A 15,490-nucleotide genomic window follows, 5' to 3' on the forward strand; every position below is an offset into this window, starting at 1 on the left:
GTGGACCCGTCGGAGTCGTTCGATCTGGTGATCTCCGACGTGAAGATGCCCGAGGTCTCCGGAATCGAGCTGCACGCGGCCTTGCAGAGCGTCCGGCCCGACTTGCTCGACCGGCTGGTCTTCTGCACCGGCGAGGCCGAATCTCCGGCTGTGGCGTCGTTCGTGGCGGAAACCGGATGCAAGGTTCTGCTCAAACCGTTCGACCTGAAGACGCTGGCCGCGGTCTCCGACGACGTCGCCGCACAGTGCGGCCAAACCCCCGCGTTCGCCGCGGGGTGACCGCGAGGAGTGGGGCGAGCCGGGCGGCCAATTGTATATTGGATGATGCCTTCCCCGTCACCATCTTTGCCGACGCGAGCGGATGCGCTCGCGTTGATGCATGAGTTCACGGCCAGCGAGTCGCTCAGAAAACACATGCTCGCCGTAGAAGCCGCGATGCGCGCATACGCGGAACACTTTGGGGAGGATCCCGAGCGCTGGGGACTTGCCGGGCTGATCCATGATTTCGACTATGAGCGATTTCCAAACGCCGCGCACTCGGCCACGGAGGAGCATCCGGCGGAAGGCGTACGCATGTTGCGCGACCGCGGTTGGCCAGAGGACATCCTCGAAGCGATCATGGGCCACGCCACGTACTGCAACGTGCCGCGCGAGAGCCGAATGGCGCGCGCGCTGTTCGCCGTCGACGAGCTGTCGGGACTGATCACGGCGACGGCGCTGGTGAAGCCCACCAAGAGCGTGCACGACGTCGACGCGTCGTCGGTCCTCAAGAAGATGAAAAAGAAGGAGTTCGCCCGCGGAGTGAATCGCGACGACGTGATCCTCGGAACACAGGAGCTCGGATTGGAGCTCGAGCCGCATGTCCAATTTGTGATCGACGCCATGCGGCGTTCCGCCGACGCGATCGGACTCGCCGGGACCCCCGGTACCGCCAGTACCGCGGCGCCCGCCGCCGAGGAACCGGCCCGCTGACTGCCAACGTTTGCATCGGGCCGTCCGTTATTGAGGGTGTACGGCATGTCGTCGTCTAGCGACGCCAAGTCGGATGAACGGGCGCTCGTAATTGCGGCACAGCGCGGGAGCAGCGAGGCGTTCGCGCAGCTCGTGCGGCTGCACCAGCGGCGGGCGTATGCGGTTTCTCGCGCGATCGTGCTCACGCACGAAGACGCGGAGGACGCGGTCCAAGAAGGGTTTCTTCACGCCTTCAAGGCATTGGACCGGTTTCTTCCAGACCAGCCGTTCGGCGCGTGGCTGTACCGCATCATGGCCAATGCGTCGCTAGACCTGGTGCGGCGGCGGAAAGTCCGCGACGCGGACGAGCTGCCGGAAGGGGTTCCCATGCCGTTCCGGGACCCCGGCGAGTCGGACGAACTACGGCGCCGTTTGAACGAGGCGCTCACGAAACTGACTGACCGACAACGGTCGGTGATCGTATTACATGATGTCGAAGGTTTCACGCACGGCGAGATTGGCGAGATGTTGGGTATACCAGAAGGCACCGCACGGTCTGACCTGCATCACGCACGCGCATCACTGCGCCGCATTCTCGGGGACGTTCGGAGCGATCTATGAGTGACCTCAGGCTGTTTCCAGACGACGATGACGTGACGCGCGGACTCCGCGCGATCTACGCCGCGCCGATGGGCGAGTCCTACTGGAACGAGCTGCAGGCGCGCGTGATGGCGCGCGTCGCCGACGTGGAGTTGGGATGGTGGACCGAGCTGGATCGCTGGGCGCGTCCCGCGCTCGCGGCGGCGGCGGTCCTGCTCCTGTCGGCCGGCGTCGCCATGTTCCGCGCCCACCAATCTGAGGCGGACATCGCCTCCGACGTCATGCTGTCTTCACCCGCCGTGCCCGTATCGACCGCGATCCGGCCGGCATACCAGGACGACCAGGGGGCGCGGCTGCGCTTCCTGTTCGGCCGCTAGCTCGGAGATCACCATGCAGCGCTCAAAGCAACAGGCGCTGATGTTCCTGCTCGGGGCCGTCCTCGTCGGCGGCGCGCTCGGCTTCTCGGCCGACCGCTACCTGGGCCACGAAAAGTTCGCCGCGTCGTACGGCCCGCGGGCCAAGTTCTACGACGCGATCGGACTCTCCGAGCAGCAGCGCACCACGCTCGACTCCCTCGCGTTCTCGCAGGACTGCGCGATTCGCGCGCTCCTCAAGCCGGAGAAGCCGCAGCTCGATTCGATCCGCGCCACCTTCAAGGCGCAGGTCCGGCGTGTGTTCACGCCCGAGCAGCTGCAGAAGTACGACGAGCGAGACGCCGAATTCAAAGCCCGCCGCGACGCGGAGATCCAGAAGGAGCCCAAGAGAACATGTTCCGCAAATTGATGGTGCTGCTCGCCGCGCCTCTGGCGCTCGGCGCTCAGCAAGTGACCGATACCACGCTGCACCCGATTTCGCTCGGGGAAGCGATTCGGCTGGCGGGTGAGAAGAACGTCTCGAACATCGTTGCGTCCAACAGCATTCGGTCGGCGAACAACACCGTTCGCTCCGCGCGCGCGCAGTTGATTCCGCAGGTGACCGCCAGCGCGGGGCAGAGCAAGAGTTATGGCGATCGCGTCGGTCAGAGCAACCAGATCGTCAGCTTCGTTCCCGCCTGGAGTTACAACACCGGTCTGCAGACGTCGGTGACGCTGTTCGACGGCGGCGCAATGTTCGCCAATATCAGGACGGCCAACGCGAACGTTGCGGCGGCCGAGGCGGGCGAGGTCAACACGGAATTCGCGGTCGCCCTTCAGGTGAAGCAGACGTACAACCTGATCCTCGCGGCCAAGGAGTCTGAAGGCGCCGCAGTGGCGCAACTTGATGCCGCCAAGGTTCAGCTTCAGACGTCGATCGCCAAAGTGAACGCGGGCGCGGCCAACGTCTCCGACTCGCTGCGCAGCGTCGTGCAGGTCGGAAACGCGCAACTGGCGCTCCTCCAGGCGCAGAACTCGTATCGCACGTCGAGCGCCGCGCTCACGCGGCTCGTCGGCACGACTTACTTCGTAACGGCGCAGCTGGCGGATACCGTCGAGCGCCCGCCGACGCCGATCGACAGCGCGCAGGTGCTGGCACTGGCGCTCGACGGGCCCGGGATTCGCCAGCAGCAGGCGACGGTGACGGCCACGTCCGCCGCGCTTCGCTCGGCCAAAGCCTCGTATCTGCCAACGGTCACCGCCGGATTCAACTTCGGCGGCAGCGGCACAAACGCGGTGTACGGGTTCAACAGCAATCCCTACCCCTACACGCGTACGATCAATGTGAGCCTCAACTATCCGCTCTTCAATCGCTTCACGAGAGAGAACAACATCGCCACGCAGCAGATCAACCTCGAGAACGCACAGGCGAGCTTGAGGGATCAACAGTTGGGCGCTCAGCAGAACATCATCACGGCGATCGCCACGATTCGGAATGCCGAAGAGACGATGCGCGTCCAACAGATCAACGTCGAGGCGAGCCAGGAAGACCTGCGCGTGCAGCAGCAGCGCTACAACCTCGGCGCGTCGGTGCTTCTGGACGTGCTGAACTCGGAATCGGCGCTCGTCGCGGCGCGGCAGCAGCTCATTCAGGCGCGTCTCAACTACCGGAACGCGCGCGCGCAGATCGAGGCGTACATCGGGAAGGATTTGCCGCAGTAAGAAACGACCACAGCCGAACAGGCCAGAGGGGGCGGAAGCCGACGGCTGCCGCCCCCTTTTTCATGGCCCGGCGACTTCAGCGATCTCGCCTTACGGCGCGTACTTCCAATAGGCAGATTGAACAGCTCGCGGCCAGTCCACCCGGCCGATAGGAGACTATTTCCAGTGAAACGAATTGTCGGAGCGGCGTTGCTCGCCGTCGCCGCGGCTTGTGCCCGAAAGACGCAAGCCCCGACGGTGCAGACCGCTGTAGCCACCCGCCGCGACATCATCGTCGACGCGCAGGCGAACGGCACCATGGAGCCGATCGCCATCGTCGACGTCAAGTCCAAAGCATCCGGCGTCATCGACAAGATGACCGTCGAGACCGGCACCAACGTCAAGCCGGGCGATCTGATCGTTCAGATCAACACGCGCGACGTGCAGAACAAGTTCGACCAGGCCAAGGCGATGCTCGACGCCGCCAACGCCAAGCTCCAAGTGTCCGAAGCGGACAAGAAGCGCAACGAGGAGATGTTCAAGGCGCGCGTCATCACGCCGCAGGAGTTCGAGAAGGTCGCCGTCGATTACGAGAACGCTAAATCGGGCGTCGTGAACGCGCAGGCGAACCTCGACCTCGCCAAACAGAGCCTCGAGGACGCCACGGTCAAGGCGCCAAGCGAAGGCACGATCATCACGAAGAACGTGTCCGAGGGCACGGTCATCGCCGGCGCGACGAGCTCCGTGAGCGGCGGCACGACGATCGTGCAGATGGCCGACCTGAGCGTCGTCCGCATCCGCGCGTTCTTCAACGAATCGGACATCGGCAACGTGCATCCGGGCGAACCGGCCAACGTCACGGTCGACGCCTATCCCGACCGCCGCTTCAGCGGCGTCGTGCAGAAGATCGAGCCGCAAGCCGTCGTGCAGCAGAACGTGACGATGTTCCCTGTGCTCGTGAACCTCGACAACAAAGAGCGCCTCCTCCGCCCCGGCATGAACGGGGAGGTGTCGGTACTCATCGACGAGGTAGACAACGTCATCGCGGTTCCGAACGACGCGATCAAGAATCCGCGTGAGGCGGTGGCGACCGGCGCCATGCTGGGCCTCTCGGCCGATTCGGTGACGGCGTCGCTCCGCGCGCAGGGCTTCACCGGCGGCGGCAACCGCGGCGGGTTCGGGGGCGGTCGTCGTGGAGGCAATGGCGGTGGTGGTGGCGCCAACCGCGGTGGCAACGGCGGCGCGCCCGGTGGCGCGACGAATGGTGCGGCGGCTACCCCCGGAGCGACCGCATCGACGGGCACCGCGTTCGGCGACGTGCAGTTCGCCAGCAACCCGGTCTCGCCCGCGCAGGGCGGCCAGGGCGGCTTCGGCATGCAGGTCTCCGACGCCGACTGCAAGAAAGTCGACGACGTTCTCAAGGCGCACCCGAAAGAGAAGAAACAGCTCGACGATCTTCGCGTGAAGCTGCAGGCGCTTCGTCCCGCCGGAAACAACGGGGGCCGTGGTGGCTTCAACGGCGGCACCCGTCAGCGCGGCGATTCCGCCGGCGGCTTCCGCCAGCGTGGTGATTCGACCGGACAGCGTCGCCGTGGTGGCAATGGCGGCGCCGGCGCCAATGGTGGCGGTGGCAACGGCGGTGGATTCAACGGCGGCGGTGGTGGTGGTGGTGGTGGTGGATTCCGCGGCAGCCCGGAGATGCAGGCCATCAACGAGCAGATGCGCACGATTTACACAACGCTCAACATCGACGCTCGCACAGCCGGAGCATGCGCTCGTCGCGCCGCGGGTGCGTCGGCTGGAACGCAGGCCAACGCCGGCGGCGGTCGCACGCAGGGTGGCGGGGGTGGTGGCGGTCAGGGTGCGCTCACGCCGTCGCCTGAGGGAGCGTCGCGTCCCGTGCGCCAGCGCACCGGTCTCGTGTTCGTCTCCGACAGCGCGAAGACGCATTTCGCTCCGCGCATCGTGCAGCTCGGACAGGGCAATCTCGACTACACCGAGGTCGTGAGCGGTCTCAAAGAGGGTGAACGCGTCGTGATGCTCGGTGCACTCGCGCTTCAGGCGCAGCGACAGGCGCAGCAGGACCGTCTCCGCCAGAACGCGAGTCCGCTTGGCGGACAGCAGGGACCTGGCCCCGGGCCGGGCGGCGGTGGTCCGCGCGGCGGCGGCGGTGGTGGTGGTGGGCGCGGAGGCTGATTAGATGCTGATCGGCGAAATCATCAGTGTCGCGCTCGGCGCGCTGCGAGCCAACAAACTGCGTTCGCTTCTCACGATGCTGGGCATCGTGATCGGTGTCGGCGCGGTCATCGCGGTGGTCGCGCTGGGCACGGGCGCCCAGCAGGCCGTGAAAGACCGCATCGCGGCGCTCGGCACCACCCTGTTGACCGTGAACCCCGGCCAGCAGCGCGGACAAGGGGTCGCGATCGGCGGCGCGCAACAGCGGCTCACCGTCGAAGACGCGAAGGCGGTGGACGAGCACGCGATGCATCTGCTTGGAGTGCAACCCGAGATGCGCTCGATGCAGCAGATCGTGTTCGGCAACAAGAACGCGAGCACGCAGATCATCGGGACGACGCCCAACTATCTCGAGGTCCGTAAGTACACGATGGCGGTTGGAAGAATGTTCACCGCGGCGGACGACGAAGGCCGTCAGCGAGTCGCGGTCGTCGGCAACACCGTGGTCAACAACCTCGGCCTGACGTCCCCCGAAGCGATCGTCGGCGAGACGGTGCGCATTCGCGGCACGCAGTTCACGGTCCTCGGCGTGATGGCGCCGAAGGGACAGGCGAACGCGTTCCAGGATCCGGATGACGAAATTCTCGTTCCGATTCAGACGGCACGCTTCCGCGTGAACGGCTCCGACCGGCTCGCGTCGATCAGCGCTCTCGCCGAGTCGGAGGACGAGATTCCGGACGCGATGGCCGAGATCCAGCGCGTGCTGCGTCGCCAACACAAGATCCGTCAGGGTCTGCCCGACGATTTCCAGATCCGCAACCAGGCCGACATCCTGCAGACGACGCAGGAGACGACGCAGGTGATGACGTATCTGCTCTCGGGCATCGCGGCGGTGTCGCTGCTCGTCGGCGGCATCGGCATCATGAACATCATGCTCGTGTCGGTCACGGAGCGCACGCGCGAGATCGGCATCCGCAAAGCGCTCGGCGCGACGCGTGCGAACATTCTTCTTCAGTTCCTCATTGAAGCCGTCGTGCTCTGCTTGCTCGGCGGCATGATGGGGATCGCGCTCGGAGCCGGCGGCGCGACGGTCATGAGTCGTACCGCCGGGTGGTCTACGCAGGTATCGCCGGCGGCGATCGTCATGGCATTCGCCTTCTCGGCGTTCGTCGGTCTATCGTTCGGGGTGTGGCCCGCGCGCCGCGCGGCGGTGCTCGACCCGATCGTCGCGCTGCGTTACGAGTAGCGACCCAGTTCACCGCGACTTCCGAACTCGAGACGCGCCCGGATTCCGCTCCGGGCGCGTTTTGGGTGGGCGACTAGGCAGGCGGCCGGCACCGCGGCCCCCCCCGGTCCCGCAGCCCGCGACCTAGCGGCCGCCAGCCCAGGAGCCCAGGAGCCCAGGCCTTGACGCGATATATCTCCCGTTATATCGTATCGATCATCTCGATATATCGCTCTAAGGAGAGTTTTGTATGTGGGAGCCATTCATTTTTCGCGTTCAGACGGGCCATTGTGGTGAACGACGAGCCCGTTGGGGCTGGGATGCCTTTGGCGGCTGGGGCGGCGGCGGCGGGCCTCGTGGACGCCATTGGAAGGGGCGTGGGGGCCGTCTATTCGAGCAGGGCGACCTCAAGTACGTGATCCTGCGGCTCCTCGAGGAGAAGCCGCGCCACGGCTACGAGGTCATCAAAGAGCTCGAGGGGCGATTTGGCGGTTCTTACGTGCCCAGCCCGGGCACCGTCTACCCGACCCTCACCATGCTCGAGGACATGGGCTACGCCCGTGCCATCCCCGAGGAGGGTGGAAAGAAAGTTTACGAGATCACGGACGAGGGGCGAAAATATCTCGCCGAGCATAGCACGACGGTCGACGACATCTTCGAGCGGATCGCGCGGTTCGTTGAGGGGTTCACCGACACCCCGATGATGGAGCTCAACCAGGCATTTCAACGGCTTGCTCGCACCACCTACAAGACAGCTACGAGCCATCTTGGCGAAAAAGAGACGCTGGAGCGCCTCCGCGACATCATCCGACGGGCAGCCGACGAGGTCGAGGCCGCCACGAAACAGGCGCCGCCCGCTCCCCCACCCGCTGAGTAGTTACAAGAGCGCCCCGATCGCTGGAAACACCCGCGGCGAGCGCTAGATTCCCATGATGGGTCGCGGATCCTCTTCCGCGACCCATTTTTGCGTAGTCTCAGACGGGTCGTCTCCGGTGCGACACTGGAACGACGCGTTCGTCGCTGAAGCACCCTTCATGACCTCTCACCCTCGACCGGAAGGAAGTGCCGCGAGCGATCCTCCGCCCGCGCGCTCCGTGTCCGGTTCGCCAGCCAGCCCTCAACAAGCCGCTCCTTCGTCGGGCCAGGCCCCTACCTCCGTTCCCGGTGGTCAGGGCACGACGCCGCTACCGCTCCCCGGAAGCGCGCCGGCCGTCGCGGGCACGACTACGGGCTTTCACGCGACGCCGATTCCGCAGCGGCATCCGGTCGATCCGAATCCGCGCGGCAAGCGGCTCGCGCTGCTTTCGCTGACCGCGCTCGGCATCGTGTACGGCGACATCGGCACCAGCCCGCTGTACGCGCTTCAGCAGTGCTTCACGTCCAAGGAGCACACGATTCCGCCGACGACGGCAAACGTGTACGGCGTGCTCTCGCTGATCGTGTGGCTGCTCGTGCTCGTCGTGGCTGTGAAGTACCTCGTGTTCATCATGCGCGCGGACAACCGCGGCGAAGGCGGTATCCTCGCCCTGCTCGCGCTGCTGCTGCAGCAGGAGCGACGCTCGATGTCGCGGCGACGGATCGTTCTCGTCGGGCTCGGGCTCTTCGGAGCGGCGCTGCTCTATGGCGACGGCATGATCACGCCTGTCATCTCAGTGCTCGGCGCGATCGAAGGCCTCAACGTCGTGACGCCGGCCTTCCAGAGCATGATCGTGCCGATCTCGGTGCTCGTGCTGCTCTTGTTGTTCCTGGTCCAGCGCTTTGGCACGGGGCGCGTGGGAACCGCGTTCGGCCCGATCATGTGTCTGTGGTTCCTGACGATCGGCGGCTTGGGAATCTGGGAAGTCGCCAAGGAGCCGCGCATTCTCGCCGCGCTCAATCCGCTTCACGGGTTGAGCTTCTTCGTCGAAAACGGCCGAGTCGGATTCCTCACGCTCGGCGCGGTCGTGCTCGCGGTGACCGGAGCCGAAGCGCTGTACGCGGACATGGGCCACTTCGGCAAGCGACCGATCCGCCTCGCATGGTTCGCGCTCGTGATGCCGGCGCTGCTCCTCAACTATTTCGGCCAGGGCGCGGTCCTGCTGCGGAATCCGGCGGCGGTAGCGAATCCGTTCTACTTCCTCGCCCCGCGCTCGCTGCTCATCCCGCTGGTCGTGCTGGCGACGACGGCCGCGGTGATCGCGTCGCAGGCGTTGATCTCGGGTGCGTTTTCGCTCACGCGGCAGGCGGTGCAGCTCGGCTATTCGCCGCGCGTCACGATCCTGCACACGTCGCGCAGCGAAGCCGGCCAGATCTTCGTGCCGGAAATCAACAACATTCTCATGATCGGATGTATCGTCCTCGTCGTCGCGTTCGGATCTTCGCAGGCGATCGGCGCGGCGTACGGCATCGCGGTCACCGGAACGATGGCGATCACGTCACTCCTCTTCGCGGTCGTCGCGCGATCGCGCTGGAACTGGTCGCTCGCCCACGTCCTGCCGATCATGCTCGCGTTCCTGACGATCGACATTTCGCTGTTCGCGGCGAACGTCATCAAGATCTGGTACGGCGGGTGGGTGCCGATCGCGATCGCCATCGGCGTGTTCACGCTGATGAGCACGTGGAAGACCGGCCGCTATCTGCTCACGAAGACGCTCAACGCCGGCGCGCTGCCGCTCGATCTCTTCCTCGGCGACGTCGCGCGGCGCAAGCCGCCGCGCGTGCCGGGAACCGCAGTGTTCATGACGTCGTCGAACGAGGCCGTGCCGGTCGTGCTGCTGCACCACCTCAAGCACAACAAAGTGCTGCACGAGCAGGTGATCCTCATGTCGGTCGTGACGCACGAGGTTCCCGAAGTGCACGCCGCGGATCGCGTGTCGGTCGAGAAGCTGGATCACGGCTTCTATCGAGTGACCGCGGGCTACGGGTTCATGGAGTCGCCCAACGTACCGGAAATCCTCCAGCACGCGCGCGACTTCGGAATCAAGGCGAAGCGGAACGACACGACGTTTTATCTCGGGCGAGAGCGCGTGATCGTCGCCGACGGCAAATCGAGAACCGAGTCGCGTCGCCCGCCCGAAGGCATTCCGCTGCCGACGATGTCGCGCTGGCGAAAAAAGCTGTTCGTGATCATGTCGCGGAACGCGCGGTCGGCGACCGAATTCTTCGGCATTCCACCGAACCGCGTCGTCGAGCTTGGAGCGCAGGTCGAGTTCTGACCGTTTCGCGAGAGTGGATGTACGCGGGCAGTCGCCGGAACAGAACCGCAAAACGGGTTGAACCGAAAGACAAAACGGTAAGCCATTTTGGGAACGGCCTCGATCGGCCAACGGCCAGCTGACCGAGGCCCCCAAAAGGTTCAGTTCCAGTTCTTTTTGTTTCAGTGCAACCGTTTTTGCTTTTCAGTATCCCGCGGCTCTTCCACCGCCCAGGAGTTGCGAAGGCCTCACCACGAGACGCGGTTGCCGAACATGAACCCGCGTCCGAATCCGCTCAGCGCGCCGCTCACGGCCGCGTTGGTCGCGATCCGCGCCCCGTCGAGCGCGCGGCGAACTTTGTCGCCGACGTCTTCGCCGTTGATCTCGACGCGGCCGCCTGGGATTCTCGTCACCGAGGGGAGGACCATGTTGTCGCCGCCGATGATCGTCATCGAGTGACCGTGCCGCGACAGGTCGGAGGCCTTGATCGCCTTCACCGTGACGTTCTTGTATTGGCCGTTGTAGTAAACGCGCAGCGTGACGTCGTCGCCGGGCTTGAGCTTCGACACCTCGCGCTCGAGCCGCGACACGTTCGACGATCGGAAGAACGAATCGTCTTCGTCACCGGCGCGCGCGCGCACGTCGACGTTGTTGATCGACGCGATGCGGCTTCCCTCTTCGATTCCCGCCTTCGCCGCCGGCCCTGACTCGTCGACGCCGATCACGAATACGCCGATCGTGTCGCGGCGGCTGCCGGTGCTCGCGAGCTGGAGACCGAGCGTCGCGCGCTCCTCGAAATTGCGACGCGTGAACGTTTCGTAGAGCGAATCGGACGACACCGTCTTCACCTTCACCGATTTGGTCTGTCCGCCGGTGTACACGCGCAGGTCGACGTCGTCACCCGGCTTGAGCTTGTCGATCTCTCGCGTGAGACGCCGGGTCATCACGCCGGCCATGTCTTCGTCGCCGACGTCCGCCGGGTTGAGCTTGAGGCTCACGCCGTTGATCGACGCGATCCGGTTCCCTTCCTCGATCCCGGCTTTGTCAGCGGGGCTGCCGGTGGTCACCGAGTTGACCAGTACGCCGAGCGTGTCGCGGTTGGAAGCGGCGCCGGAGGTCGTAATCCCAATGACCGCCTGTGGCTGGCCGGTCCACATCATTCTGTACGGACCACCCGGCTCGATGCGCAAGGCACGCGGGGCAGGCGGATTTTGCGCGGCGAGCGTACCCGCGACGAGCAGCGCCGGGCTCAAAGCAATCAGTCGCATAAACCCTCGTGAAATCGTTGATGTGCGACCTGTGAGTCACCGCGATGGCCGAGGAGGGTTTACGAGCCTAGCTTGAGGCATGGCTCGCACGCAGGACTCAGTCAGCCGGGCCGTCGACCTCCACACCTTCCATCACCATTGGCAGGACGAGGCCGACGCGGCCTACCTGTACCGGTTGCTCGCCGGCGCCGAAAAGGATCCGAAGAAGAGCGACTTGTATCGGCGGCTGGCCGAAGTCGAGGACCGACACGTCGAGATCTGGGCGCGGCTTCTGCGCGAGCACGGCGGCGACCCTGGGGCGTTCCGGCCCAGTGCGCGCACGAGACTTCTGGCCAGCCTCGGAAAGATGCTCGGCCCGGGGTTTCTGCTCCCGATGCTGCTGTCGGAGGAAGGACGCGAGGTCAAGAGCTACCTCGACATGCATCGACGGACGGCGCGCGGCGCCCCCGGCGCCTCCGAGTCGCTTCAGCTCGCGCGCGAATCCGCCGAGCACGCGACGACGCTCACTCAAATCGCCGGGCGGAGCGGCGAGCCGTGGCACCGCACGGAATCCGGCGGCTTTCTGCGGAACGTCGTCTACGGTTTCAACGACGGTCTGACGGCGAACTTCGGTCTGGTCGCGGGCGTGATCGGCGCGTCGGCGGCAGCCGCTCATCACACGGTGATCGTCGCCGGGGTGGCGGGACTGATCGCCGACGCGTTGTCGATGGGCTCGAGCGGGTTCCTGGCCGCGAAGAGCGAACAGGAAGTGTACGCGAACGAGATCGCGATGGAGCGCGACGAGATCGCGCTCATGCCCGAGGTGGAGCGCGACGAGCTCGCGTTGATCTACGAGACCAAGGGCATGTCGGCCGACTCCGCGCTGGCGCTGGCGACCGAGGTGATGGCCGATCCGAAGCGGATGCTCGACGAGCAGGTGCAGGAGGAGCTCGGAATCGGCGAACCGCACATGTCGCCGTTGCGGGAAGGCTGGGTCACCGGCCTGGCGACCGCCGTCGGCGCGTTCATCCCGGTCTTTCCATTTCTCTTATGGTCCGGGACGACGGCCGTGGTGTTGGCCTTCGTGGTGTCGATGGCATCTCACTGGATCGTCGGCGCGGCACGCTCGGTATTTACCGGCCGCAGCGTCTTCCGCTCCGGCCTCGACATGTTCGTCGTCGGCCTCGGCGTCGCAGTCGTCGGCTACTTCGTGGGCGAGTGGCTCGCGAGGCTCGTGGCCTAGTCCCGCGTTTCGCGACCGCCGAGACTGCAACTGCTCGACGCAGAGAGCACGGAGAGAAACAGAGAGAGACGCAGAGGAAGAACAGACCGCGAAGGGACTCTTGGCTTACGACCTCGGGAGGCCACGATGTGGCACCGCGAGGTCGTTCTACAAAGGAGTTTCGCCGTTTCTCTGCGGCGCTCCGTGTCCTCTGCGTCTCTGCGTTGAGCAGTTTGCTTTTGCAGTTGTAGTTGCAGTTGCCGCAAAGCTCAAACGACGATGTTGAGCAACCGCCCCGGGACGAAGATGATTTTCTTTGGGGTGCTGGCGACGAACTTGGCAATGGCGGGATCGGCGAGCGCGGCGGATTGGGCGGCGTCCTGGCCGGAGCCGACCGGGATTTGCACCGTGCCGCGGGTCTTGCCGTTCACCTGAACGGCGATCGTCACGGAATCTTCGGCGGCGATCGCGGGGTCGAACGACGGCCAGCCGGAATCGAAGACGCTCTCGGTGTGACCGAGGCGCTCCCAGAGCTCTTCGGCAATGTGCGGCGCGAAGGGTGAGACGAGCTGGACCAGCGGCTCGACCTCGGCGCGGTGCGGGGTCCGTTCGTCGCGGCGCACCACGTTGATGTATTCCATCATCGCGGCGATCGCCGTGTTGTAGCTGAGCACCGGAATCTCGGACGATACTTTGCGGATCGTCTGATGAAGCTTTCGCATGACCAGCGGATCGGGGCTGCCGAGCGGAACCGCGCCCTCGACCGACGCCCAGAGGCGCTCGAGAAACCGCCGAACCCCGGCGATGCTCTGGTCGCGGAAGTCGCCGCCCTCTTCGTAGGGTCCGAGGAACATCAGGTACGTGCGGAACGTGTCCGCGCCCCAGCGCTCGACGTAGTCGTCGGGGATCACCACGTTGCCGCGGCTCTTCGACATCTTGGCGCCGTCGCGCACGATCGTCCCGTGCGCCCTGAACCGCTTGAACGGTTCCTCGAAGCGCAGCAGACCAGCGTCGTGCAGCACCATCGTGGTGAATCGCGAGTACAGCAGGTGCAACACCGCGTGCTCGTTGCCGCCGATGTACGACTCCACGGGGAGCCACTTCTCGGTGCGCGCGGCATCGAACGGAACGTCGTCGCGCTCGGTGCTCGGGTAGCGGAGGAAATACCACGCGCTGTCGAGGAACGTGTCCGACACGTCCGTCTCGCGGCGCGCGGACCCATGGCACTGCGGACACTTCACGCGATACCACGATTCCACGCGCGCCAGCGGCGAGACGCCCGTGTCGTCGGGCTTGAAGTCCTCCACGAACGGCAGTTCCACCGGCAGGTCCTTCTCCGGCACCGGCACCGTGCCGCACTTGTCGCAGTAGATGATCGGGATCGGTGGACCCCAGTACCGCTGCCGAGAGATGCACCAGTCGTGCAGACGGTAGTTCACGACCGCGCGTGCGTGGCCTCTCACGTTCAGCCAATTCGTGATCTCGCGCTTCGCGTCCTCGATCGAGCTGCCCGAGAACTCGTCGGAGTTCACGAGCCGCGCGCCCGCCGTCTCCGTGTACGCCTGATCGAGCCGCCCGTGCGAAGCCTGCGGTCCGGGACCGGCGACCACGCGCACGATGGGTAGGTCGAAAGTGTTCGCGAACTCGAAGTCGCGCTCGTCGTGACCGGGCACGGCCATGATCGCGCCGGTGCCGTACTCCATCAGCACGTAGTCGGCGACCCAGACGGGGATCGGCCGCTGGGTCGCGGGGTTGAGGGCATACGAGCCCGTGAAGACGCCCGTCTTTTCCTTGCTCACCTTGCGCGAAACGATGTCTTGCTTCGCCGCGCGCGCGACGTAGCTCTCGACCGCGTCGCGCTGCTCGTCGGACGTAAGACTCTGGAGCAACGGATGCTCCGGCGCCACGACCAGATACGTCGCGCCGAAAATCGTGTCCGGCCGGGTGGTGAAGACGCGAATATCGATCGGCCGAAGCACATACTCGCCGCTCAGCCCGATCTCGGTTGTCGCCGTGCCGGTGAGCTCCTCGAGATCCTGGACGCGAAACACGACCTCGGCGCCGTCCGAGCGGCCTATCCAATTGCGCTGCGCCTGTTTGGTGGACTCGGACCAATCCAAATAATCGAGGTTGGCCAGAAGCCGCCCGGCGTAGTCGGTGATCCGGAAGAACCACTGCTCCAGGAACCGCTGTTCGACCCGCGCGCCGCACCGCTCACACTCGCCGGCGATGACCTGCTCGTTGGCGAGGACGGTCTTGTCGTTCGGGCACCAGTTGACGGCCGCGCGCTTCTTGTAGGCCAGCCCGCGTCGAAAAAGCTGCAAAAACAGCCACTGGGTCCACTTGTAGTACCGCGGGTCGGTCGTCGACAGCTCGCGGTCCCAGTCGATCATCAACCCGCCGCGCTTAAGCTGGCGCCGGAAGTTGTCGATGTTTCTAGGGATGAGTGTCGCGGGATGGGTCCCGACCTTGAGCGCGAAATTCTCGGAGTGAATGCCGAAAGCGTCGAACCCCAGCGGCTCCAGGACCGTGTGGCCCTGTAAACGCTGGAATCGTCCATAGATGTCGTTGCCGGTGAACGCGAAGAGGTTGCCGACATGAAGTCCTTCGGCGGACGGATACGGGAACATCATGAGGGCGTAAAACGGCCGCATGCCCCCGTCGATGTCCGTGCTGTTCGTCCCTCGAGCCTCCCAGCGTTCCTGCCACTTTCGCTCGATAGCGCCGGGGTCGTAGCCCCCCGGCTCGGTGGCCGAGGTTGGTTCCAGTGGTTCTGTCATGATGTGCGGAGTTATAACGGAATCTAAGGCGTCGATGAATCCCCGTCCCCGTCCCCGTACCCG

The 15,490-nt window shown here is 65.3% G+C and carries 13 protein-coding genes; 11 read left to right on the forward strand and 2 right to left on the reverse strand.

The window, feature by feature from the left end; all coding sequences use genetic code 11:
• The 10 genes from VGQ44_08940 to VGQ44_08985 form a co-directional block, all read left to right on the forward strand.
• Positions 1-279, forward strand: a 279-nt coding sequence (locus VGQ44_08940) for a response regulator (GenBank protein HEV8446935.1), incomplete at its 5' end; no start/stop codon positions are given.
• A gap of 96 nt (positions 280-375) precedes the next feature.
• A complete protein-coding gene (locus tag VGQ44_08945; protein ID HEV8446936.1) occupies positions 376-972 on the forward strand; it encodes an HD domain-containing protein in 597 nt (198 codons plus the stop codon).
• Positions 973-1,017: 45 nt separating this feature from the next.
• A complete protein-coding gene (locus VGQ44_08950; protein ID HEV8446937.1) occupies positions 1,018-1,572 on the forward strand; it encodes a sigma-70 family RNA polymerase sigma factor in 555 nt (184 codons plus the stop codon).
• Complete coding sequence (locus tag VGQ44_08955; protein HEV8446938.1) at positions 1,569-1,928, forward strand: hypothetical protein; 360 nt, start codon at positions 1,569-1,571, stop codon at positions 1,926-1,928. The genes VGQ44_08950 and VGQ44_08955 overlap by 4 nt, the downstream gene beginning before the upstream one ends.
• 13 nt (positions 1,929-1,941) lie before the next feature.
• Complete coding sequence (locus VGQ44_08960; protein ID HEV8446939.1) at positions 1,942-2,334, forward strand: hypothetical protein; 393 nt, start codon at positions 1,942-1,944, stop codon at positions 2,332-2,334.
• A complete protein-coding gene (locus tag VGQ44_08965; GenBank protein ID HEV8446940.1) occupies positions 2,319-3,626 on the forward strand; it encodes a TolC family protein in 1,308 nt (435 codons plus the stop codon). Before VGQ44_08960 ends, VGQ44_08965 begins: the two co-directional genes overlap by 16 nt.
• Before the next feature lie 165 nt (positions 3,627-3,791).
• Positions 3,792-5,801, forward strand: coding sequence for an efflux RND transporter periplasmic adaptor subunit (locus VGQ44_08970; protein ID HEV8446941.1), 2,010 nt, complete (start codon positions 3,792-3,794; stop codon positions 5,799-5,801).
• 4 nt (positions 5,802-5,805) lie between these two features.
• On the forward strand, positions 5,806-7,026 hold the full coding sequence (locus VGQ44_08975) for an ABC transporter permease (GenBank protein HEV8446942.1): 1,221 nt from the start codon (positions 5,806-5,808) through the stop codon (positions 7,024-7,026).
• Positions 7,027-7,255: 229 nt separating this feature from the next.
• Positions 7,256-7,882: a PadR family transcriptional regulator gene (locus VGQ44_08980; protein HEV8446943.1), complete on the forward strand. Its 627-nt coding sequence runs from the start codon at positions 7,256-7,258 to the stop codon at positions 7,880-7,882.
• A 217-nt stretch (positions 7,883-8,099) separates the two neighbouring features.
• Positions 8,100-10,199 carry a potassium transporter Kup gene (locus tag VGQ44_08985; protein ID HEV8446944.1) on the forward strand — a complete coding sequence of 700 codons (2,100 nt, stop codon included), beginning with the start codon at positions 8,100-8,102 and terminating at the stop codon, positions 10,197-10,199.
• Positions 10,200-10,426: 227 nt separating this feature from the next.
• On the opposite strand, the gene VGQ44_08990 is transcribed toward VGQ44_08985, so the two are convergent.
• Positions 10,427-11,446, reverse strand: coding sequence for a PDZ domain-containing protein (locus VGQ44_08990; protein HEV8446945.1), 1,020 nt, complete (start codon positions 11,444-11,446; stop codon positions 10,427-10,429).
• A 79-nt stretch (positions 11,447-11,525) separates the two neighbouring features.
• Here VGQ44_08990 and VGQ44_08995 point away from each other — a divergent pair, with 79 nt between their 5' ends.
• Positions 11,526-12,668 (forward strand): VIT1/CCC1 transporter family protein, encoded by a 1,143-nt coding sequence (locus VGQ44_08995; GenBank protein HEV8446946.1) that lies wholly within the window; start codon positions 11,526-11,528, stop codon positions 12,666-12,668.
• A 248-nt stretch (positions 12,669-12,916) separates the two neighbouring features.
• On the opposite strand, the gene leuS is transcribed toward VGQ44_08995, so the two are convergent.
• Complete coding sequence (leuS, locus tag VGQ44_09000; GenBank protein ID HEV8446947.1) at positions 12,917-15,427, reverse strand: leucine--tRNA ligase; 2,511 nt, start codon at positions 15,425-15,427, stop codon at positions 12,917-12,919.
• Positions 15,428-15,490 lie beyond the last annotated feature (63 nt).

This window comes from Gemmatimonadaceae bacterium (assembly GCA_036003045.1).
GTDB lineage: Bacteria > Gemmatimonadota > Gemmatimonadetes > Gemmatimonadales > Gemmatimonadaceae > JAQBQB01.

Excerpts from the sequence above, each read along its gene's own strand:
- VGQ44_08945 (HEV8446936.1), top strand. The coding sequence starts at position 376 with ATGCATGAGTTCACGGCCAGCGAGTCGCTCAGAAAACACATGCTCGCC.
- VGQ44_08950 (HEV8446937.1), top strand. The coding sequence starts at position 1,018 with ATGTCGTCGTCTAGCGACGCCAAGTCGGATGAACGGGCGCTCGTAATT.
- VGQ44_08955 (HEV8446938.1), top strand. The coding sequence starts at position 1,569 with ATGAGTGACCTCAGGCTGTTTCCAGACGACGATGACGTGACGCGCGGA.
- VGQ44_08960 (HEV8446939.1), top strand. The coding sequence starts at position 1,942 with ATGCAGCGCTCAAAGCAACAGGCGCTGATGTTCCTGCTCGGGGCCGTC.
- VGQ44_08965 (HEV8446940.1), top strand. The coding sequence starts at position 2,319 with ATGTTCCGCAAATTGATGGTGCTGCTCGCCGCGCCTCTGGCGCTCGGC.
- VGQ44_08975 (HEV8446942.1), top strand. The coding sequence starts at position 5,806 with ATGCTGATCGGCGAAATCATCAGTGTCGCGCTCGGCGCGCTGCGAGCC.
- VGQ44_08980 (HEV8446943.1), top strand. The coding sequence starts at position 7,256 with ATGTGGGAGCCATTCATTTTTCGCGTTCAGACGGGCCATTGTGGTGAA.
- VGQ44_08990 (HEV8446945.1), bottom strand. The coding sequence starts at position 11,446 with ATGCGACTGATTGCTTTGAGCCCGGCGCTGCTCGTCGCGGGTACGCTC.
- VGQ44_08995 (HEV8446946.1), top strand. The coding sequence starts at position 11,526 with ATGGCTCGCACGCAGGACTCAGTCAGCCGGGCCGTCGACCTCCACACC.
- leuS (HEV8446947.1), bottom strand. The coding sequence starts at position 15,427 with ATGACAGAACCACTGGAACCAACCTCGGCCACCGAGCCGGGGGGCTAC.